This is a genomic window from Algoriella xinjiangensis (assembly GCF_900115015.1).
GTDB lineage: Bacteria > Bacteroidota > Bacteroidia > Flavobacteriales > Weeksellaceae > Empedobacter > Empedobacter xinjiangensis.
Genome location: NZ_FOUZ01000012.1, coordinates 1 through 21,829, shown reverse-complemented (window position 1 = coordinate 21,829; position 21,829 = coordinate 1). Strand labels below are relative to the sequence as shown.

At 27.1% G+C, this 21,829-nt stretch carries 18 protein-coding genes and 1 tRNA gene; 15 read left to right on the top strand and 4 right to left on the bottom strand.

Going from position 1 to position 21,829, the window contains the following annotated elements; genetic code table 11:
• Positions 1–94: 94 nt before the first annotated feature.
• Positions 95–850, bottom strand: coding sequence for a tetratricopeptide repeat protein (locus BM072_RS11815; protein ID WP_092908884.1), 756 nt, complete (start codon positions 848–850; stop codon positions 95–97).
• Between the two features lie 75 nt (positions 851–925).
• Here BM072_RS11815 and mce point away from each other — a divergent pair, with 75 nt between their 5' ends.
• The 8 genes from mce to BM072_RS11775 all read left to right on the top strand — a co-directional run bounded on the left by mce (position 926) and on the right by BM072_RS11775 (position 7,386).
• On the top strand, positions 926–1,324 hold the full coding sequence (mce, locus tag BM072_RS11810) for a methylmalonyl-CoA epimerase (RefSeq protein ID WP_092908883.1): 399 nt from the start codon (positions 926–928) through the stop codon (positions 1,322–1,324).
• Between the two features lie 89 nt (positions 1,325–1,413).
• A tRNA-Ile gene (locus BM072_RS11805) sits at positions 1,414–1,487 on the top strand.
• A gap of 78 nt (positions 1,488–1,565) precedes the next feature.
• On the top strand, positions 1,566–2,417 hold the full coding sequence (locus BM072_RS11800; protein WP_092908882.1) for a hypothetical protein: 852 nt from the start codon (positions 1,566–1,568) through the stop codon (positions 2,415–2,417).
• A gap of 157 nt (positions 2,418–2,574) precedes the next feature.
• Positions 2,575–2,805 carry a helix-turn-helix domain-containing protein gene (locus BM072_RS11795; protein WP_092908881.1) on the top strand — a complete coding sequence of 77 codons (231 nt, stop codon included), beginning with the start codon at positions 2,575–2,577 and terminating at the stop codon, positions 2,803–2,805.
• Positions 2,795–4,099: a DUF3987 domain-containing protein gene (locus tag BM072_RS11790; RefSeq protein ID WP_092908880.1), complete on the top strand. Its 1,305-nt coding sequence runs from the start codon at positions 2,795–2,797 to the stop codon at positions 4,097–4,099. The genes BM072_RS11795 and BM072_RS11790 overlap by 11 nt, the downstream gene beginning before the upstream one ends.
• Before the next feature lie 100 nt (positions 4,100–4,199).
• Positions 4,200–5,408: a site-specific integrase gene (locus BM072_RS11785; protein ID WP_092908879.1), complete on the top strand. Its 1,209-nt coding sequence runs from the start codon at positions 4,200–4,202 to the stop codon at positions 5,406–5,408.
• Positions 5,409–5,480: 72 nt separating this feature from the next.
• Positions 5,481–6,353 carry an ATP-binding protein gene (locus tag BM072_RS11780; protein ID WP_092908878.1) on the top strand — a complete coding sequence of 291 codons (873 nt, stop codon included), beginning with the start codon at positions 5,481–5,483 and terminating at the stop codon, positions 6,351–6,353.
• Positions 6,331–7,386: a DUF3871 family protein gene (locus BM072_RS11775; protein WP_092908877.1), complete on the top strand. Its 1,056-nt coding sequence runs from the start codon at positions 6,331–6,333 to the stop codon at positions 7,384–7,386. Before BM072_RS11780 ends, BM072_RS11775 begins: the two co-directional genes overlap by 23 nt.
• A gap of 37 nt (positions 7,387–7,423) precedes the next feature.
• On the opposite strand, the gene BM072_RS11770 is transcribed toward BM072_RS11775, so the two are convergent.
• On the bottom strand, positions 7,424–8,674 hold the full coding sequence (locus tag BM072_RS11770; RefSeq protein WP_092908876.1) for an McrC family protein: 1,251 nt from the start codon (positions 8,672–8,674) through the stop codon (positions 7,424–7,426).
• Positions 8,649–11,654 carry an McrB family protein gene (locus BM072_RS11765; protein WP_092908875.1) on the bottom strand — a complete coding sequence of 1,002 codons (3,006 nt, stop codon included), beginning with the start codon at positions 11,652–11,654 and terminating at the stop codon, positions 8,649–8,651. The genes BM072_RS11770 and BM072_RS11765 overlap by 26 nt, the downstream gene beginning before the upstream one ends.
• Positions 11,655–11,765: 111 nt before the next feature.
• Here BM072_RS11765 and BM072_RS11760 point away from each other — a divergent pair, with 111 nt between their 5' ends.
• From BM072_RS11760 to BM072_RS11745, 4 genes are all read left to right on the top strand, one after another.
• Positions 11,766–13,223: a type I restriction-modification system subunit M gene (locus BM072_RS11760; RefSeq protein ID WP_092908874.1), complete on the top strand. Its 1,458-nt coding sequence runs from the start codon at positions 11,766–11,768 to the stop codon at positions 13,221–13,223.
• A gap of 1 nt (position 13,224) precedes the next feature.
• Positions 13,225–14,394 carry a restriction endonuclease subunit S gene (locus BM072_RS11755; protein WP_092908873.1) on the top strand — a complete coding sequence of 390 codons (1,170 nt, stop codon included), beginning with the start codon at positions 13,225–13,227 and terminating at the stop codon, positions 14,392–14,394.
• 60 nt (positions 14,395–14,454) lie between these two features.
• Positions 14,455–17,799, top strand: coding sequence for a DEAD/DEAH box helicase family protein (locus BM072_RS11750; RefSeq protein WP_092908872.1), 3,345 nt, complete (start codon positions 14,455–14,457; stop codon positions 17,797–17,799).
• A 244-nt stretch (positions 17,800–18,043) separates the two neighbouring features.
• Entirely contained in the window at positions 18,044–18,427 is a 384-nt protein-coding gene (locus BM072_RS11745) for a hypothetical protein (RefSeq protein ID WP_092908871.1), read from the top strand.
• Positions 18,428–18,558: 131 nt separating this feature from the next.
• On the opposite strand, the gene BM072_RS11740 is transcribed toward BM072_RS11745, so the two are convergent.
• The gene (locus tag BM072_RS11740; protein ID WP_092908870.1) at positions 18,559–18,783 is read right to left on the bottom strand and encodes a helix-turn-helix domain-containing protein; all 225 of its coding nucleotides are present in this window, start codon (positions 18,781–18,783) and stop codon (positions 18,559–18,561) included.
• A 151-nt stretch (positions 18,784–18,934) separates the two neighbouring features.
• On the opposite strand from BM072_RS11740, the gene BM072_RS11735 reads away from it, so the two are divergent.
• From BM072_RS11735 to BM072_RS11720, 3 genes are all read left to right on the top strand, one after another.
• Positions 18,935–19,207 (top strand): hypothetical protein, encoded by a 273-nt coding sequence (locus BM072_RS11735; protein WP_092908869.1) that lies wholly within the window; start codon positions 18,935–18,937, stop codon positions 19,205–19,207.
• Positions 19,208–20,438: 1,231 nt separating this feature from the next.
• Entirely contained in the window at positions 20,439–21,167 is a 729-nt protein-coding gene (locus BM072_RS11725; protein ID WP_092908867.1) for a hypothetical protein, read from the top strand.
• Between the two features lie 114 nt (positions 21,168–21,281).
• Positions 21,282–21,581 (top strand): helix-turn-helix domain-containing protein, encoded by a 300-nt coding sequence (locus tag BM072_RS11720; protein ID WP_092908866.1) that lies wholly within the window; start codon positions 21,282–21,284, stop codon positions 21,579–21,581.
• Positions 21,582–21,829: the final 248 nt, after the last annotated feature.

The window sequence follows — 21,829 nt, the reverse complement described above, 5'->3', positions numbered from 1 at the left end:
ACGTGCAAACAAAATAGTGTACATTGATTTAAGTTAAGAAATGCGTGTATTTAGAAATCTGAATAAAAAAAACCGTTTCTAAAAGAAACGGTTTCTATGAATTTTGTTGTTGATAATATTCTAATCTTTCTGCAGCTAAATGAAACTCTGGATTTAACTGTAAAGCTTTCTTAAATTCTTCGATTGCTTCGTCTTGTTTCTCCATTTTTTCGAGAATTGCACCCTTGTTGTAATATGATAAGAAATGATTTGGATTTAATTCGATTGATTGATTAAAATCGTCCAAAGCTTTTTCTAAATCTTGTAAAATGAAATACGTATTTCCGCGATTATAATACGATAAGAAATGTGGTTTTAAAGCAATAACTTTCGAATAATCTTCGATTGCTTTATCAAATTCTTGTAATTGATCGTAGCAAAATGCACGATTGTGGTAACATGATTCGTAATCAGGATTAATTTCTAACGATTTATTAAAACACTGAATTGCTTCGTCATATTTATTCAAATTCATTAAAACATATCCTTTTTGATGATACGCCACAAAATGATTTGGATCGATTGCAATTACTTGATCAAAATTTTCGGATGCTTTTGTCGGATTAAATTGATTGAAATTTGCCATACCTCTATAAAAATAGAAATTAGGATTTTTAGCATCTAATTCAATTGCCTTATCAAAATCTTTGATAGCATCTGTATTTTGCTTCATATAATATTGGCTTAATCCACGTCCGAAATATGAATTTGCCACTTCAATTTGACGCTTAATCGATAATGTAAAATAATCGATAGCCTTTCTGTATTGACCTTTGTGGAGATATTGACTCCCTTCTTCATAAAAACTCATAGTTCAATATTACAACAAACTCTCGAAATTTTAAATAAAATTTTAAGAAAACTCTATCTTTACAAAAACAGACACATGAAAATAGAACATATAGGTATTGCGGTAAAAGATTTAGGAATTTCGAATGATTTGTTTGAGAAATTATTAGGCGCTGCACCTTATAAAGAGGAGCAAGTAGAGTCGGAAGGAGTTAAAACTTCTTTTTTTGCAGTTGGTGATTCGAAGATAGAATTAGTTGGTTCTGAAAAAAAAGATAGTGCAATTGAAAAATATTTAGAAAAAAATAGAGAAGGTATTCACCACATTGCTTTTGGTGTAGAAAATATTGAATTTGAAATAGAGCGTCTTAAAAATCAAGGTTTTACTTTTATAAATGAAACGCCAAAATTAGGCGCAGATAATAAGCGTGTTGTTTTTTTACACCCCAAAACAACGAATGGTGTGCTAGTAGAGCTTTGCGAAGATGTAAAATAATTTTGTTATTTAAAAAATAAGCATTAATATTGCACTCGAATTAAGCAGTAAACCTCAGCTTTGAGGAACAATTTAAAGCTATAAATTCTGGTCCTATAACTCAGCTGGTTAGAGTAGCTGACTCATAATCAGCAAGTCCTTGGTTCGAGCCCAAGTGGGACCACTTTATTACAAAGCACTTACAGAAATGTAGGTGCTTTTTTTGTACTTTCACTGAAACAATACTGAAACAAAATTTAAAATGGATAAAATCTTTAGGTTTTATAAAACTATAAACTCTAATTCAGAACTTGAATTTTTGATTGTTGATTTATATATTAGTTATTTCCAATATCTTAAATCAGAAAGAATAGAATATAGTTATACGTTTGAAGATAATTTTTTTAAAATTTTAAAAGGAAATGATAAACCATTATTTAAAAGTTATGAAGAAATACTCAAAGAATATATTGATGAAGAGAATAATAGATTAAAGGATTTTTTATCTAAAACAAGTTTATCAGTAGAAATAGATAATGAAAACTTTATTAATAGACTTGAAAGAGAATTTCAAAAATTGATCAATGATAATTACTTATTTTATAATGAATATCCATTTATATATGAAAGTTTAAATAAAATAATTTCCTATGTTAATGAATTTCTAATACCAATAGGGAGAGATAAATTATGTATAGATGCTTCACGAATAATTTATAATCAGAAGTTAGACTCTCATAAATTAGTAAGAGATATTTTTAGTTACTTAAATTCTAATAATGAGCAAGGAAATCTAATCTTACATAAAGAAGACTATGAATATCTTTTAGAAAAAATAGATTATTTAATAATAGAAGATAAAGTACCTTCAATTGAAAGAAAATTAAACCCTGATATTTCACTTGATACAATTAGTTTTACATTTTGGGTATTACATAAAGAATTATTCACTACGAAAATAATAAGAAAGTCTTTTATAGAAACTCTTCAATTGCTTTTTATAAATTTTGAAAATCAAGAACTTGGTTCAATAAAAAAACAATTTGGTTCTAAAACAAGAGTTACTAATAGAAAAATACTACCACAAATAATAACAAACCACCTTCCTATATAAAGGTGGTTTTTTCATGTCTACAAGTCTTCTACAATAAATACTATAATATCTACAAAATCTACACTTGGTCTGTATTACTTCTTCATAAATCTTTGCATCATTATTAATCAGCTCATATTATTAAGTGCGCACGGTGAGCTTTTAAAATAGAAAAATTATGACATATTTTTTAAGCCTCAATGAGGCTTTAGAATACTTAAAGGTTAGCAAGGCTACACTTTATAAGTTGACATCCAATAGAGAAATTAAATTTTATAAACCGAATGGAGGTAAAATTTATTTTAAAGTTGAGGATTTAGAGAACTGGATCAGTTCAGGAGAGAAGTTATGTAAACATGCGGTTTTTCAAGAGAGTTTAGATTTTAAAAGTAGAAAAAATGGAGAATAACAGTAGTATATTGAGCCAAGGTATTTATGAAGAATTACCACGTTTTATAAAAGAGTTAACAGATGAGTATGAAGGAAGAGAACGAGATATGATTCTATTATCAACTCTAGGGGTTTTAAGTGATTGTTTCCCAAACTATTATTCTGAATACGATGGTAGAAAAGTTTATCCACATTTATATTTGGCAATTTTAGCAAATGCAGCCTCTGGAAAAGGAGTTATTAATATAAGTAGAAAACTGCTGGAACCTATTCATAAATATGTTCAAAAAGATAATAATCTTTTTGAAGTATCTGATGAAGATTTGATTCCTGAAAGTAAAGAAGAATCAAAGAAAAATAAAAAACCATCAGAATCAAATAGTGTGAAAGAGATAAAAATTTTACCAGGAAATATTTCATCAGCCGAAATGCACTCTTATTTTAATAAATCTAAGCATGGGATGCTAATAATGGAAAGTGAAGCTGATACAGTAGGGGCTATGTTAAAGAATGATTGGGCAAATTACTCAGATGTATTAAGAAAAGTATTTCATAATGAGCCAATATCTATAAGTAGGAGCACTGATGGGAGATTTTTTGAAATAAATAATCCTATGTTATCTATTGTACTTTCGGGAACACCCAACCAATTGAGTCCAATAATAAGTTCAGTTGAAAATGGATTATTTTCTAGATTTATATATTATTATTTTGATGAGCCTCAGAAGTTTAAAAATGTATTTCAAAAGACATCATTAATAGCAAATACTTATTTTGAAAAAAAAGGAAGCATATTACTAGATGTTTATAAAATGTTAGAAAAAGTTAATATTGAATTTAAACTTACTTGTAATCAACAAGAAAAATTTTTAGAGTTTTTTACTGAAACTACTGAGCTTATACAAGAATCAGATTGTAATGGATTAGATGCTAATGTTAAAAGATTAGGAAATATCCTTTTAAAGATTTTACAAATATTTTCAATTTGTAGAAGGATTGATGACATCAATCGAAATAATTTAGAGGAAATTATTTGTGATGATATAGATTTTAAAATAGGGATACTTCTAGTTAAAGAATTGTTTGAACATACAAAAAATGTCTTCATTAATAATACGAAAGCACTTATTTTATCAGACTTTGATAAGAGCATATTAGATAATCTTGTAAATGAGTTTTCAAGACAAGATGCAGTTAATATTGGTAAAGAAATGAATATTACTATTCGTACTATTGATGATAAGCTAAGTCAATGGTGCAATAAGAAAATTATTATCAGAGTTTTTCAAGGTAAATATAAAAAGGTAATATAACCTTATGTAAAACATGTAAAACATGTAAAACATGTAAAGTTAAATTTTAGTAGACTCTTTTCTGAGTCTACTTTTTCATTAATCTTTAAAATTTAAGAAAATGAGCAATACAACACTTAAAGTTGTCATTGGCAATAAACTATTGTCTGATGGTAAAGTTGGCATATACCTTAGAATATCTAAAAACAGAAAGAAAAAAGAATTTCACTTAGGTAAAAGATGTTTTAAAGATAACTTTCAAAATGGAGCAGTAACTAAAAAAGAAAAAGATTATAAAGTTTTAAATCATTTAATAAATCTAAAATTAAATGAAGCTTACGACATTATTACCTCTTTTGAATTAAAAGGGATAAATTTTTCGCTTGAAGATTTTGAAAAAGCTTTTAGAAGAATAGAACCTGTCTCAATTGATGTCTATCAGTTCTTAGATGAGTATGAGAATGAATTAAAGGTATCTAAGAGATTAGGAACAGCAAGAACTATAAAGGATTTACATAGGACATTAAAGAAATTTCATATAGATGTTCTTCAATTTGAAAAAATTACACCTGGTTTTCTTGAAAAGTTTGAAGTATTTATGAGAGCGAGAGGTAATACAGATGGTGGAATAGCAGTCCGTATGAGAGAACTAAGGTCTATTGTCAATACAGCAATTAGAAGGGAAATTTTGGAAGAACAATATTATCCATTTAAGAAGTATAAAATCTCAAAACTAAAATCTAGTGGGAATAAAAGAGCATTAAGTGAAGATGAATATATAAAATTTAAAGGTGCGAATTTAACTGAAAGACCAGACTTAATTGAAGCTTATGATTATTTTATGTTCTCTTTTTATGCTCGAGGTATGAACTTTATAGATATGATGAAATTAAAATGGACAGATATTAATGAAGATAGATTTTACTATAGAAGATCTAAAACGAAAAAGGATTTTAGTATTAAGATTACTCCACAACTTAAAATAATTATAGATAAATACAGGTATAGAGAAGATGACTCTATTTATGTATTCCCAATACTATTAAAAGATGGTTTAACAGATGAGCAAATAGCTTACAGGAAACAAAAAGTAATTACAAGATGTAATGAAAAGTTAAAATCTATTGGTGAATTGGTAGGTATTAAGCAGACAATTACTACTTATGTAGCTCGTCATACTTATGCTACTATAATGAAGAATAGAGGTGCTAAAACAGAAATAATTTCCGAATCTATGGGGCATAGTAGTATAAATGTTACAATGTCTTACTTGAAGGATTTTGATAATCAAACATTAGATGTCGGCAATGAAATAATATCCGATTTATAAACTTAAAAGAGTTATTCATATAAATGATTAACTCTTTTTCATTTCAAAATTAACCAATTAATATTTACAATTATGCAATTAAGAAAATCAGAAAGAAAAAAAGCCAAAATTAAAATGGCATTACAAGGAAGTGCAGGTTCAGGAAAAACTTATAGTAGTTTACTTCTTGCACAAGGTATAACGAATAAAGATTTCAGTAAAATAGCTATTATTGATACTGAAAATGGAAGTGCAGATTTGTATGCACACTTAGGAGATTATAATGTACTTACTCTTCAACCTCCTTATACTCCTGAAAAATATATTGAAGCAATAGAGCTGTGTGAGAAGGAAGGGATGGAGGTGATTGTAATTGATAGTATTTCTCATGCATGGGATGAATTATTGGATTTTCATTCTAAGCTAGCTGGAAATAGCTTTGCTAATTGGTCAAAAGTAACTCCTAGACAGAAAGCTTTTACTGATAAAATACTTCAATGTAAAGCTCATGTAATAGCTACTATGAGAACTAAACAAGATTATGTACTAAATCAGAAAGATGGAAAATATGTTCCTGAGAAAGTAGGGTTAAAAGCAGTTCAAAGAGATGGACTTGATTATGAATTTACTTTAGTATTTGATATTGATATCAAACATTTTGCAGTATCAAGTAAAGATAGAACAGGTTTGTTCATGGGTAGACCTGAGTTTATTATCAATTCTAGTACAGGTAGAAGAATTTTAGAATGGTGTAATAGTGGAGTAAATGATGATTCAATTTCAGAGAAAGATGTATTAAGTAAAATTTCTATATGTCAAAGTATTAATGAGTTGTCTAAAATATACCAAGAATTTCCACAATTTCAACAGAATCTAAATTCATCTTTTATAAACAAAAAGAATGAATTAACCCTTTTAATTAACCAACAAAATTTACAACAAAATGGAACTTTTAAACATTACTAATTCAAACCCTATTATTCCTATTAATACAGGAAGTTCAAATTTTGAGCAATCTAGTTCTTTTACATTTCCTGGTATAAGTGAAATTAGAAATTTACCAGGAAGTTATAAAGCATATCAGCCTAAACCTTTCATAGAAGCAAACACAATAGAAGTGGATTTTAATCATTTGCAAACAGAATGTATAATCCCTGTTTTTAGCAAAGATAATGAGAAGACAATAGCTCATCAAGAATTTATAGAGATTGCACAAGAAGGTTTATTTGGTGCTTTTAGAAATGAAAATTTTGAGTTGCCTGAGATTAGAGTAAGCCATCAAATAAAAGGTAGAATTCCTGAAGCTATACATAAAAATGTAGCAGAGCTTTTAGACCACGAAAAAACTATTTATTATGAAAGAATGGCTTTTATCATCAGAATACCTACAATAACAGATGTTATAAATGGGAATGAACTTTCTTTAACTATTGGAGGAGTGAGAGCTTATAACCAAGAGAATTTATATAGCAAGAAAAGCTTTGAAAAATTCAAGTTTTTTATTGGATTTCAAAATAAAGTTTGTTGTAATCTTTGTGTTTCTACAGATGGATTCAGTTCAGAAATGAAAGTAACTTCTTATGTTGAGTTAAAGAATAAAATATCAGACTTAATCAAAAATTACAATGCTCAGAGGCATTTAGAGCAATTAAAAGAATTTTCTGAATACTCATTGACTGAGCATCAATTTGCTCAATTAATAGGTAAATCTAGACTTTATAATCATTTACCTAAGAAAGTAAAATCTTTTATTCCTGAGTTAAATTTTAATGATGGTCAATTTAATACTATTGCTAAAGACTATTACAATGATGAAAGCTTTAGCAAAGATGAAGTAGGAAATATAAATCTATGGAATGTTTACAATCTATTCACCCAAGCAAGTAAAAGCAGTTATATAGATACATTCCTAGAAAGAAACTTGAATGCCTTTGAATTTAATAAAGGTATTCAGCAGGCACTAAATGGTAATTCCAATTATCATTGGTTTTTGAGTTAATTAGACCACCCTATTAATAGGGTGGTTTTATACAATGTTATCCAATTTTCATAAAAATCTCATTAGCTATTTCTTCAGATTTTCTATAAATATTATTTTCTATTAAACTAACAAAACCTATTTTACATTGATTTAAAGAGTCTTCTATGTGCTTATAATGATAATTACCAAATTCACTATCTTTTTGATAAACTTTTGGATAAAGCAGAATACTTTTAGACGATTTCCAATGAAGATTATATACAAACATTTGTTTTAAATCATTATCCGATGGGTTGTTAGCTTCAATTATTTTCCACTTTGTATCAATGATGTAATTAGTTTTACTATCTGATATAACAATGTCAGGTCTTATTGATTTTGATTCCCAAAATTTGTCAGAATTTTGATAAGAAATAGAGAAATCAATAGGTTTATGCTTACTAAGTACTCTAAATATGTATTCTTCCCAAAGTTTATTCATATCAAATAAAAGTGCAATCATATTATCGTTACCAACATTTAAATTTGGAGAATAATTAAGTATAATCATTTTAGCTATATCAATAGCTTTTCTATAACTATCATTTTTTCTATTTAAGATTAACTTTTCAAAATGTGTTGCATTTATATTAATAACTTTAATATCTTCAAATTCACATATTATTCGGTTTAATTTGTCAGCTAAAGAATCACTAATTAATTTTTTTAAGATTATTAATCCTCTATAAATAATTTGGTGAATTAAGTGGTCTTTATCATAAACTTGATTTTCACAATAAAACTTTTCTTTATGAATTAAGTTGTGTTGAATATTCTTAGAAAATAAAAGTTTTCCTTTTAATGCATTTTCGTTATTTTCAATTCTTCGATATTTTTTTATAAGCCCAATCTTTATCAAATATTCTACTTCATTTAGAAACATTTCATAATATATATCTAAAATAGAATTGTACTTTTTGTTTAATGAAGTCTCAGAAACACTATCTACTTCTATATGTTTACAAGTATTCAACATATTAAGTAATACACTTTGCCATAGTTTTTTATCTGGAGTACTTTCCTTATCTGCTTTAGGCAATATTTCTATTGTTAATCCTCCAATCTGTATAACTCCAACATAATTATTGAATTGTACTCCTTTATGAATAACCGTAAAATATTTATTTTGGTTTTTTTCATTAAATAAAACCATAGCATCAAAATGAGATCTATTGAATTCATTGGACTCATCAAATCTTAGTTTTTGAAATTCAAATACTTGAATAAAGTTTTTTCTTGAACTAGATACTTCCAAAATCGTCTGCATTTAGTTTAAAAGGATCTTTTAATTGATAAACTTTCTTTTCAGTTAGAAATGAACGTTCTTCATATTCAAATTTTGCAAAAATATCTTTATTGCTATGTATTTCCTCAATAAAATTTTCACCCAATACTAATCCAATTTTAGCAAAGTTTCCATAGAAATATTCTTCTAACAAAGGATTGATTTTATTTTTGAATACTACTCTTAAATCATTTAAACTATTAACATTAATAAAAAAAGAATGTCCAATTTGATGGTCTTTATCAATTAATACTTCAATTCTTTCATTTATTTTTTTAAGTATATCAATTAAGTAAATAGTTACTCCTTCATTTGTCGTAATAATACCTTTACTTTTATGACAACTTTCTAAGATATCAGGATTAGATTTCATTTCTACAAAAGAAAAGCGTCTTCTTAATGCAGTATCTAAGGCTTCAACACTTCTATCTGCAGTATTCATAGTTCCTATAATAAATAAGTTATCAGGAACTGAAAATTTTTCTTTAGAGTAAGGTAATTCTACTTCAATAGCTTCGTTATTTACAGTAGTAGTTCCTCTTCTTTTAGTGTCCTCTATTAAGGTAATTAGTTCTCCAAAAATAGCAGAAACATTTCCTCTATTTATTTCATCAATAATAATTACATGAGGTAAATATTTTTTTGAAGATACTGGTTTAGCATTTTCTTTAATTTTAGTATTGATATAGTTTAATACAGACCAATATGCAGTTGCGTTTGAACCTCCAATTACTTGTCTAAATTCTTTATCAATATTTTTTATTACACTTAAATCAGAGAAGACATTTTGAAGTTTTTTAGCTCTATCGAATGAAACTATATACTCTTTAGCGTTTTCAGAGTAAATAGGTTTCAATATTAAATTACCTTTTTCAGATATATCTATTACATTTAAACCTAGATTTGGAGTTAATATTTTAAGTGTTAAAAAATCATTTTTTTCTAAATGAGCATTAACCTCTTCTAATAAATCATTCCATGCATCTTCAAAAACATAAGTGTTTGAATGTTCATTTTCGTTAAATGCAAGACTTGATTTATTACACATTTTCTTAAAAATTCCATCTTCTACATCATATACTACAGTTTTATTTTCATTTTCGTCTGTAAAAATCTGAGGCTTAATCCCTTCAATGAAATCTTCGTAGCTGATACTCTGATGGAATGTTGTAAAGTTTATTTGACCATTCGCATAATATTTATCGTATAATACAGTAATTTCTTCTCTTGAAAAGGAATCTAATTTTCTGTTTTCAATGACTTCTACAGCAAGTTTTTTAGTTTCATGTGTTTTTCCTGTACCAGGAGCGCCAAATAGGATTTGATTTAAAGGGTGTATATTTTTCATAGATTTGTTAGCTAATTCATATTCATTTATATCTTCATTTACATCATTATCGTCTAAATTCTCCAAATCATAAGTTTGGGTAGTATAATGCCAAAAGAAAATTTGAGCTTTATAGATATCATCAAACTCAATTAGATTGATGATTTGTTCATTTAAATCAATTTGATTTTTAGTTTCAAATTCAATCTCTAATTCATCTTTAAGTTTTTTGACTAATAGATTAAAAAACTTATATGAATCAATAGATGTAAAATCAAAAGGAAATAATGCTCTAGTAAAGCGAGTGATTACAGTCCATTTATTTGTATCTATTAAATGATGTATTTTTTGATATGTTTCTCTTTTATCTGAACTTATTAATATTTCATTAATTAGTGAATATTCAGAGTTAATCTTATCCCTTATTAGTTTTCTATTAGTATTTTCAATCAATTGATTTCTAATTTTTGAAAATCCATTATCTGACTCAAATAAATATCGTTGTAAAAAATCTTCATTTTCATCTTGACAAAGTGATTTAAAATCTTGATTTAATTCATCATAATTTTTGTATTTATTCTCTTTGCTATTAGATTTTAAAATTTGAGCGATTTCAGAATACTTTTTTAGTAGGTTATACCAATTGTCATTTTCGAAATCAAAAGTGTATAAAAACTTTTCATAAGTATCTTGAAGAGTTTCTTTCATCATAATTTTGTTAGCAATGAAAAAAAGAAAGTCTTGAGTAATGAAATTCCAATGTAATTCATTTAATTCATCCACTTCTAAAAGAGATTTAAACACATCAGTATTTAAATGGCTATCTTTTAAATATTTTTTTATGTTTTTATAGTAAATCTGATTGAATTGAAATGCTTTAAAATCAATTTTAGGATAATTTTTAGAGTCTGCTAAAAATTCATAAGAAGGAGAAGATTTAGAGTCATAAAAGGTGAATTCATCAGGTTTAAAGAGATTTAAATAGACACTAGTTTTTGGTAATAAATTAAAGGATAAAGTAAGGTTCTCTTTAGTTACAGGTATCTCCTTATTTATGATTTTTCTAATTTTGATTAAGTCTTCTATTGTAACATAATCATCGTTATACCTTTTTATAGACTTTATAAAATTAACCCCTTTTTCTTTGGAGTTTGGTTGAAAGTACAAGTCTTGCGATTCATTTATCTTAGCTATGATTTCATCATTAGTTTGTGTTTCAATATCTATATTCTTTTCAAACCATTTGATAAAGTTAAATTTATAACCTTCATTTTTACTTAACCATTCTGTATTATCAATTGTATCTTGATATTTTCTAATTTGAGGGGATAATTTATTACCATTAAAGACAGGATATTTTTTTTTGTCGATTACTTCAAATCCTAAGTTCTCGAATGGTTTATTTGCTTGTCCTCCATTCAATGAACCTTCATTTAAATCATAATTGTTAAGAATTGCAATAATCCTAATTATTTCTTTGGGAGGATATTGTTCATTGTTTATAATAACAATATACTTAGTAGATTCTTTTAATTTTATCTTATCATGCTCTATTTTATTAATTGCTTGATAAACCATTTCTTTAGTGATAAGCTTATATAGTGCACCTGCGTTAATTTTTATTTTTTCATCCATTTTATAGGCAGTTATTTTTTTTCTAATTTAATATAATTTTCAATTATGATGTATATATTTTCTAAATAATTAAATTTCTAATTCACTATCTTTACCCTTCATACTTTAAACATGTTCACACAAGAATTACAATCTAAGATTGACCAAGTTTGGTTAGCTTTTCACAGTGGAGGATTATCAAATCCTTTATCTGTTATTGAGCAAATCACTTTTTTACTTTTTATCAAACAATTAGATGAGTTACAGAATAGAGCCGAACAACAAGCTATTATTACAGGTAATACATCAAACTACATATACACAGAAGAAAACCAGGATTTAAGATGGAGTAACTTTAAGAATGTTTCTCCTGAAGAAATGTATAAACTTTTCCAAAAAGAGAATGGAGTTTTTGACTTTATGAAAAACTTTGGTGGGAAAAGTACTGCCTTTTCTAAGTTTATGAAGAATGCCAATTTTATGATTCCTACTTCTCGATTATTAGCACAGGTAGTTGAGATGTTAGATAAAATAGACATGGATGATAAAGATACCAAAGGTGATGTCTATGAGTATATGTTAGGTAAAATTGCTTCAGCAGGTAGCAATGGTCAATTCCGTACTCCTAGACATATCATCAAAATGATGGTAGAAATGATGAAGCCTACTCCCGAAGATACTATTTGTGATCCATCATCAGGGAGTTGTGGATTTTTGGTAGGTGCAGCCGAATATCTTCAAACAAATTACAAGGAAGAACTGCTAAAACCAGGAGTACAAAATCATTACTTAAATGAAATGTTTACAGGAATGGAGTTTGACCCAACTATGATTAGAATTGGAGCAATGAACTTAATTCTTCATGGTATTGAAAATCCTCAATTAAAAGATGTAGATTCTTTATCACAGGCTAATGCAGACTTTGAAGAGAAGGTATCTTTAATCTTGGCTAATCCTCCATTTAAAGGAAGTTTAGATAAAGATGCTGTAGATGAAAAAGTAATTGCGTTGGTTGATTCTAAGAAGACTGAATTACTCTTTCTTGGTCTAATGCTAAAAGGACTGAAAGTAGGGGGTAGATGTGCCGTTATTATTCCAGATGGTGTGTTATTTGGAGCTTCTAAAGCGCATGTAAAAATTAGAAAAGAAATTGTAGAAAACCAAGCTTTAGAAGCCGTTATTTCTATGCCAAGTGGTGTGTTTAAACCGTATGCAGGAGTTTCTACAGCTATTTTAGTGTTTACAAAAACCAATGCAGGCGGTACAGAAAATGTATGGTTTTATGACATGAAAGCCGATGGTTTTAGTTTAGACGACAAACGTGCACCTGTTAAAGAAAACGATATTACCGATATTATTACACGTTTCCATAACATAGAAAATGAAACGGATAGAGCAAGAACCGACCAAAGTTTCTTTGTACCAAAAGAAGAAATAGCAAATAATGCGTATGACTTAAGTATTAACAAATACAAAGAAGTTTTCTACGAACAAAAGGTATATGCAAAACCTGCGGATATTATTACTTCTATACAGCAATTGGATAAAGAGAGAAATGATTTGATGAATTACTTAATGAATTTAATTTAATATGAAATATTTAAAATTAAATGATTTGTGTAATGTAATTACATGTGGAGTAGCTAAAAGACCTGATTATGTAGATGAAGGAATCCCTTTTTTATCTTCTCTTAATGTTAAAGAAAATAGATTAATACTTAATAAATATAATTTTATTAAAGAGGAAGATCATAATACACTTACCAAATATAACAAGCCAGAAATAAATGATATTTTATATACAAGGGTGGGGTCTTATGGTGAAGCTGCAGTTGTAAATATAGATTTTGAATTTTCTGTATTTGTCAGTCTTACATTAATAAAGCCAAAGCATAATCTTATTAATTCAAGATATTTGATGTGGTATTTGAATTCTCCTAAAGTTAGAGATTTTGCAAAAAATAATACTACAGGAGTAGGAGTTAAAAATCTAAATGTTTCTGTTGTTAGAGAATATGATGTCCCCCTTCTCCCAATAGAAACTCAAAAAGCAATTGCAGAGAAGTTAGATAAGGCAGATGCTTTACGCAAAAAAGACCAAGAACTTTTAAAGCAATATGATGAGTTAGCTCAATCTATTTTTATAGAGATGTTTGGTGACCCTGTACAAAATGAGAAAGGGTGGGAAATCAATGAACTTAATAATGTTTCAACTAAAATCACTGATGGTACACATGATACTCCTGAAAGATTAAGTGAAGGAATTAAATTTATTACAGGAAAACACATTCGACCATTTTATATTGATTATAAAAATTCGGATTATGTAACAGAAGATGTACATAAAGAAATATATAAAAGATGTAATCCTGAATATGAAGATATTTTATATACTAACATTGGGGTTAATTATGCAACAGCAGCAATGAATATAGTTAATTATGAATTTAGTATGAAGAATGTTGCGTTGATTAAGTATAATAGAAATGTATTCAATGGTAGATATTTAGAATATCTATTAAATGATGAAAATTTTAAAGATAGATTAAAAAATAAATTTGGGGTAGGTGGAGCTCAGCAATTTTTAAGTTTAAAACAAATCAAGAGTATAGAAGTTTATCTACCACCATTAGAACTCCAAAACCAATTTGCTGACAAAATTAAAAATATAGAAGCACAAAAAGAATTGGTGAAGAAACAAGCAGAAGAATCAGAAAACTTATTCCAAGCCTTGTTACAAGAAAGTTTTAATTTCAGCTAAATACAACTAAATAGAGAAAATTACTTATTTTTATCAACTAAACTATATAGGTAAATAAAAATGAGTAATTTTTATAATTATCCTGCTCAATTCGAATTTGTTATTTCATCTGCTAAAGAAGCAGAGAAATACATCTACGAGAATTTAGATATTGCAGGTTTATATTTGAGGAAAACATTAGAAAATTGGGTAAACTTTATCTACGAGAGTGAGCCTTCTTTGCGTTTGCCTTATGACACTTCCATCAATTCTTTGATGAAAGAACCTGCCTTTATAGAAATTATAGAAAGTCCAGAACTGTTATCTATGATGCACGCTATTCGTCAATTGGGGAATAAAGCAGTGCATAATACCGGTAAAACCAAGATAACAGAAGACCAAGCATTACATGTTTTGCAACTTTTACATTCGGTTAGTTATTATTTAATGACCTTGTATAGTGGTAATCCTGTAAGCAAACCTCTTTTTCAAGAAGATTTAATTCCACAATCTTTTTCTTCTCAGGTAAATGAGCAAAAAAAGATGATTCAACAACTTCAAGAAGAATTAAATGCAAAGACAGAATTAGAGAAAAAACAAAAAGAAGAACAAGAAGCTTTAGAAGCCAACAGAAAAGAAACTCAGCAACAAATATTACCACCTTCAGACCCTAATGAAGCAAAAACAAGAGAACTTCTAATTGATTATATGTTAGAAGAAATGGGTTGGGATTTATCTCAAGACAATGTCAAAGAGTTTAGGGTAGAAGGAATGCCAAACAACAAAGAAGAGGGTTTTGCAGATTATGTCCTTTGGGGAGATAACGGAAAGCCTTTAGCCGTTGTAGAAGCAAAAAGAACTTCAAGAGATTTAAATTCAGGCAGACATCAAGCCGAATTATATGCCAAATGTTTAGAAAAAAACTTTGGTCAATTACCAAATATCTTCCTAACTAATGGGTACGAAATTTCTTTTTATGATTGGTTTTATCCAATGAGAGAGGTACAAGGTTATTATACTAAAGATGAGTTACAACTTAACATACAAAGAAGAACCAATAAGCGAAATCTAAATGAGATGCCTATTGATGAAGATATTACCAATCGTTATTATCAGATAGAAGCCATAAAAGCTGTAGCAGAAAGATTTGAAGATAGGCACAGAGGTGCTTTATTGGTAATGGCAACAGGTACAGGTAAAACAAGAACTTCTGCTTCTTTGGTAGATGTGTTATCAAAAGCCAATTGGGCAAAGAAAATTTTATTTTTAGCAGATAGAACAGCTTTAGTTACACAAGCCAAGAATAACTTAAATGATTATTTGCCTAATCTTCCTTCTGTAGATTTACGAGAAGAAAAAGAAGATGTAGGAAGTAGAATTGTATTTTCAACCTATCAAACTTTAATCAATTTAATAGATGAAGATAAAACTGGAGATACTCGCACTTATGGAGTAGGACATTTTGATGTCATTATTTTTGATGAAATTCATCGTTCTATTTATAATAAATACAAAGCAATCTTTAATTATTTTGATGGGTTAAAGATTGGTTTAACTGCTACACCTGTTGATTTTTCAGAAAGAAATACCTATGAATTGTTTGGATTAAATGTAGGTAATCCAACTTATAATTATGACTTAGATAAAGCAATTAATGATGGATTTTTAGTTCCATATAAGTCTTTTTCTGTTCAGACTAAATTTCAAAGAGAAGGTATAAAGTATAGTGAGTTAACACCAGAAGAACAGAAAGAATACGAAGAAGAATTTGCAGATCCTATCACAGGAGAATTTCCTGAAGAAATAGAATCTACTGCTTTAGACCAATGGATTTATAACACCAATACTGCTGATGCTATTTTAGAGTATCTGATGGAACACGGAATAAAAGTAGATGGTGGAAATAAACTAGGGAAGACTATCATTTTTGCTAAGAAAAATAAACACGCAGAATTTTTAAGACAAAGATTCAATGCTACTTATCCTGAATATGGAGATCAATTCTTAAAAGTAATTGATTATACAGTAGAATACAGACACGACTTATTAAATGATTTCAAGATTAAATACAAAAATCCTCAAATAGCTTGTTCAGTAGATATGCTAGATACAGGAATTGATGTACCTGAAATTGTAAATTTAGTGTTTCTAAAACCTGTAAAAAGTAGGGTTAAATTCTGGCAAATGATTGGTAGAGGAACTCGTTTATGTGAAAATCTATTTGGGTTTGGAGAAGATAAAAAGGATTTCTTAATCTTAGATTTCTGTCAAAATTTTGAATTCTTCGAGGAGAATCCAAAAGGAATAGAACCTATTAAACAGATGTCTTTAGCTGAACGTATTTTCAGAATAAGACTGAATCTTGCTCAAGTTTTATTAATTCAAGAAGAAGAAGAATTAAAAGCTTTAGGAGAAGACTTATTAACTTATGTTCATCAACAAGTTGTAAATATCAACAATGAAAAGAGAACAAGCTTTGTTGTAAAACCTTATTTGAAAATATTAGATAATTACCAGGAAAAAGAAAAATGGTATAATCTCTCTAAATCTGAAACTTATGAGTTGTTAAATGGTTTAGCACCTTTAGTTTATGAAAAGAGTCAAGATACTGCTGCATTAACATTTGACTTTATGATGTTAGATTTTATGACAGCAAATATTAATGGAGATAAAAGACAAGTTTATTTAACTGAGAAAGTTATAGGAATATCAAATAGATTAAAGAAGCAAACTTCTGTTCCACAAGTAAAAGCAAAGTTGAATACCTTAAATCATATTACACAAGATAATTATTGGAGTGATATGAGTGTATTAGGTTTAGAACATATAAGAGTTGAACTAAGAGAACTAATAAAGTTTTTGACTGAAGAAGCTAAGAAAATAGTTACTACAAGTTTTGAAGATAATATTACATCTGTTAAAGCATCTCCTGAACTTCAAGAATCTCATAGTTTTGATAAAGAAGCTTATAAAGAAAAGATTGAAAGATACATCAAAGAAAATCAGTTTGACTTAACCATAGATAAAATAAGAAAGAATATAAAGATTACACCTGCTGACTTAAGCTATATAGAAAGCTTCTTATTTGATAAAGGATCTTTAGGGTCTAAGTCTTTATTCCAAGAAGTCTATGGAGATAAGCCATTAGGTGAGTTTATACGTTCAGTTGTTGGATTAGATAAGTTAGAAGCAAAGAATGCATTTACTAAAATGGTCAACTTTGCCAACCTAAATACTCAGCAGATTCAGTTTATGGACTTAGTGATAGATTACTTTGCAGTAAATGGAGTGATGGATTTGAATCAGTTATTCAACCCTCCATTTTCAGATTTATATTCAGGAGGTATGATAAATTTATTTGGACAAGAAGTATCAACGAAGATAGCAGGAACAATAAGAAATATAAACGATAATTGTGTAGCTTAATTTAAAAGATATTAGTAAGTATATAGTGATGAATTTTCATCACTATTTTTTTTAAAAAATTTTTTAAGAGCTCAACCTCCCCCATATAAATACCACCACTTCTTTTCAGAAGGGAATCTCCCCTCCGTACTTTATCAGGTAAAAAAAAAATATGTCCATTTATTATATTCAAGGTGATAGCTGAGTGAAATGGTTATTTTTACTTTCCTGGTAAGTATCAATTTTACTCAAAAAAAATAAACCAATGGTAACAGTTATCAATTTTATTGAAAGAACAAGAAAAGATGGTTCTTCATTCTTTGTACTAGAAGTACAAGGAGGGTTAGAAATGGTTAAAAGTGAAAAAACGGCAAGTTTTTATGCTACCATTAAAAAAGCCTTTATTCCATCTACATTTGACGAGAATACTTGTCAAGCAATTATAGGAACACAGATACCAGGAAGTATAGAAAAGGTAGAAACAGAGCCTTATGAATATACAATCAAGGAAACAGGTGAAGTAATCAAAATTAAACATAAGTTTGAGTACAATCCTGAAGAAAGTTTAGCTATTATACCTTCTCAAAGTGAATTATTAGTTTCAGGAAGAAACATGTTTACAGGTAATGCTAATATGGCTTATGCTTAAGTAGAATAAAAGACTTTGAGTTCTAAATCAAAGTCTTTTTATTTAATCGATTACAGTTTGCAAGTTAATTTTCAATGTTTAATATTTAAATTTAAAAATGAAAAATAATACATATAAGTATTAATAGCTTTTTAGTTAATATTAACTATATCAGTTAAAGGTACTTCTAGAGCATTAGCAATTCTGTACAAAGTAAATATAGTAGGGTTTGTTCTTCCAGCTTCAATCCTTGAAATATTTGTAGTATCAATCTCACCTTCTATTTTACCAACTAAATCCACTTGAGTAAGGTTTTTTGAAATCCTTATCTCTTGAATTCTTTTACCTATAGATACTAATAATTTTTGTTTATCCATACTTGACATATTTGGCAAGTCAAGGAAAGATTATTATGTTTGCATGTTAATGTCATATATGGCAAGTTGTCTAAAATATTAATATTTACGGTTTCACGTAAGTTTAAAATAACAATGATATTTACTTTTAAAAGTTAAAATTTAATAATTTATGAATGATAGAAAATTATCCATTTTAGGTAAGTCTACTTTTTATTTCACTCAATTTTACAGATATGTTTTAATAGCTTTTGTTCTAGCTATAATAGGTGTGGGGTCTTTAGGTATTGGGGGTCTTTGGGGGCGTTTAATATATAAGTATATTAAAAATGATATAGTAAAATTTGATTTGTCAATTTATAAAAACTTTGAAGGTTATATTAACAGAAAAGTTAAGTTTAAAAATTTTATTAAATTTTATCTTTTGAAGTTATTTTATAATTGAATATTTATTGCTATAATAATATTTTCAACAGTTGAATTTTTTAGTACATGGGATAAAAACAATCTTGAAGATTGGATAACTTTAGGTGCTTTAAGTGTATTCTATTTCTATTTTTTTATACAATTCCTCTATTTTTACTTAGTAAGTAAATATATTAGAGAGGATTTAAAAGAAAATCAAACACTTAAAAATAACCCAATTCACATAAATAGTTTAAGAGAAACAATATTTAATACATTCAAATCATTTAATTTCATAAAATGGTTAAGTGGATTGCAACTTATTGAAGTATTATTGTTTTCGATTATTGTTGGAACTATATCATTTATTATGTTAGGTTATTTATTTGGTGATATAGAGTATTATAATAATTTAGGTCAAAGGGTTAAAGAAGGATATGGAAATGTTAAAAAAATTAAGACTAATTATACTATAGGTATTATTGGATTTATTTTAAGTACTTGTATAAGTTTTTATTATTTAAAATCTATAAATAAAACAAAGTAGATTTTATGAAGAAAATTCAATCCTAGTTTGTTTTAGGTATGCACAATGAAGAAATTGAATTTGAGATATTAGACGATAAAATAATTGGGTATGATAGTTACTATTATATTGAAAAAAGTATTAAGGATATCGAAATAGGGTTAATTTTTCATTGGGATATATTGGCAGGTATTTTAATTCTAGTTAGTAATAATCTTGAACAATATAAATTCTATGAATATTTTAAGATATATAACTATTACATAAAGTCAAAAACATTTATTATTCAATTAATACTTGATCCAGTTATTTCAATGTGTTTATAACTTTCCTGGTATTTCATCTTACAATATTTTACATGTTTTACATGAATTACATACTATTATAAGACTGAAACAATACTGAAACATTTAAACCAAATAAATAATATTCTTTATAAAAAAAAAAACAACAACATTTTATTAATCAATTGAAAATCAGTTAAATATAAAATAATCTAACAAATTATAAAGAAATTGGAATTGACTCATAATCAGCAAGTCCTTGGTTCGAGCCCAAGTGGGACCACTTTATTGATAATCAGACGTTTACAGTAATGTAAGCGTCTTTTTTTTGACTTCATTTTAATCTATCAGTACAACATTAGTACAACAAATTATCTGATTCAAAGATAGTTATAATTTTCATGATAGTATATTCTAGTTCATTTTTTACTATATTTAAGGATATCAAAATTTACTGAACAATGGAAAGTTTACTAAATAATTATTTTACTATAATTGAAAATCTTTATAGAATAAAGATATTGTCTCAAAATAATATTCGAAGAGTCTTAATGTTGCTGTATTTTCCAATTATGATTTCATCATTAATTTACACCAATTCAGGTATATTATCATCAATACTTATATTTAGTATGGTGATATTATCTCCTATTTTAATTCTACCTGCTATTCTTAATAAAATATTCATTGTCTTTAGAAATCTTAATTATAATATAAATAGATTTCAATTTGAATATGAAGTTGATAATTCATTTACAGCAACTAATATTGATTATCACTTTTCAAAAACTAATGATATTGAGAATACATTTATTTTTAAATTATTTGATAAAAATTTTATCAGCTATGAACCTAGAAAAATTAAAAGTAAAAAAGTAATTAATAAATTAAGAATTTTTTATAATGAAAAATCAAATGAATATTTTGAAAAATTGGACTATGAACGTGATTTTTTTATTGACTTAATTTTTAAAAACAAAACATTAAGTCTCAATGAACGTATAAAGTTGGATTCAGACCTTAAAGGGGCTTCAATTAAACTATTATTAAAAGAATTAAAACAAATAACAGGAATTTATGAGAAAGAATTAGCTAAGCTATTTTATATTGAAACAAATTCTGATAGATTGAAAAATATTAATATAAAATCTATAAATTCTGCTTATTCTCAGTTAGATACAAATGAATAAGGTTAATTAATTTTTTAATTATAGATATTAACATTTAATAATATAGGTTAATTTTTCACTTTCATTCGCTTTCATAACTACTAATTTCGGCATAATAATTCAAACAAATTAATTATGTCAGAAGTAAAATTATTACAAGAGCTTCATGAGATGAAGACTCTTATCAAACAAAACTACATCAACGAAAAACCAATCCTTACTTCTAAGGAGTTAGAATTGTATTTAAATTTTTCTGAAAGCACCATTGCGAAGTTGGCAGCATCCAAACTAATTCCTTTTAGTAAACCTACTAATGGTGCAAGATTTTTCATCAAACAAAAAATCCATGAATGGATAGAAATGCATTCTATATCATGTGAAGATGATGCTGAAAAATTATATCAATCATATAATAAAAAAAGAAAAAGCAGATAAACCACTCACCTGCTTTCTTAATTAGAATTTATCAATCTAATAGATTAAAGCACTAATTTAATGCTTTTTTCTATTAAAAAATCAATATTATATGAATTTAGATATAGAAAAAAAATTAATACCAATAAATGAATCAGTTTTAAACATTAGAACTGGATATGCAAACAAAAATAGGAGTATTAGTTAAGCTACATTTTTATAACTAATTTTTTGTTGATTAAATTCTTCAATCGTTTTATAATTTAAGG

Bases quoted from the DNA above. Each gene is read 5' to 3' on its own strand.
- BM072_RS11815 (WP_092908884.1), bottom strand. From the start codon at position 850: ATGAGTTTTTATGAAGAAGGGAGTCAATATCTCCACAAAGGTCAATAC.
- mce (WP_092908883.1), top strand. From the start codon at position 926: ATGAAAATAGAACATATAGGTATTGCGGTAAAAGATTTAGGAATTTCG.
- BM072_RS11800 (WP_092908882.1), top strand. From the start codon at position 1,566: ATGGATAAAATCTTTAGGTTTTATAAAACTATAAACTCTAATTCAGAA.
- BM072_RS11795 (WP_092908881.1), top strand. From the start codon at position 2,575: ATGACATATTTTTTAAGCCTCAATGAGGCTTTAGAATACTTAAAGGTT.
- BM072_RS11790 (WP_092908880.1), top strand. From the start codon at position 2,795: ATGGAGAATAACAGTAGTATATTGAGCCAAGGTATTTATGAAGAATTA.
- BM072_RS11785 (WP_092908879.1), top strand. From the start codon at position 4,200: ATGAGCAATACAACACTTAAAGTTGTCATTGGCAATAAACTATTGTCT.
- BM072_RS11780 (WP_092908878.1), top strand. From the start codon at position 5,481: ATGCAATTAAGAAAATCAGAAAGAAAAAAAGCCAAAATTAAAATGGCA.
- BM072_RS11775 (WP_092908877.1), top strand. From the start codon at position 6,331: ATGGAACTTTTAAACATTACTAATTCAAACCCTATTATTCCTATTAAT.
- BM072_RS11770 (WP_092908876.1), bottom strand. From the start codon at position 8,674: ATGCAGACGATTTTGGAAGTATCTAGTTCAAGAAAAAACTTTATTCAA.
- BM072_RS11765 (WP_092908875.1), bottom strand. From the start codon at position 11,654: ATGGATGAAAAAATAAAAATTAACGCAGGTGCACTATATAAGCTTATC.
- BM072_RS11760 (WP_092908874.1), top strand. From the start codon at position 11,766: ATGTTCACACAAGAATTACAATCTAAGATTGACCAAGTTTGGTTAGCT.
- BM072_RS11755 (WP_092908873.1), top strand. From the start codon at position 13,225: ATGAAATATTTAAAATTAAATGATTTGTGTAATGTAATTACATGTGGA.
- BM072_RS11750 (WP_092908872.1), top strand. From the start codon at position 14,455: ATGAGTAATTTTTATAATTATCCTGCTCAATTCGAATTTGTTATTTCA.
- BM072_RS11745 (WP_092908871.1), top strand. From the start codon at position 18,044: ATGGTAACAGTTATCAATTTTATTGAAAGAACAAGAAAAGATGGTTCT.
- BM072_RS11740 (WP_092908870.1), bottom strand. From the start codon at position 18,783: ATGGATAAACAAAAATTATTAGTATCTATAGGTAAAAGAATTCAAGAG.
- BM072_RS11735 (WP_092908869.1), top strand. From the start codon at position 18,935: ATGAATGATAGAAAATTATCCATTTTAGGTAAGTCTACTTTTTATTTC.
- BM072_RS11725 (WP_092908867.1), top strand. From the start codon at position 20,439: ATGGAAAGTTTACTAAATAATTATTTTACTATAATTGAAAATCTTTAT.
- BM072_RS11720 (WP_092908866.1), top strand. From the start codon at position 21,282: ATGTCAGAAGTAAAATTATTACAAGAGCTTCATGAGATGAAGACTCTT.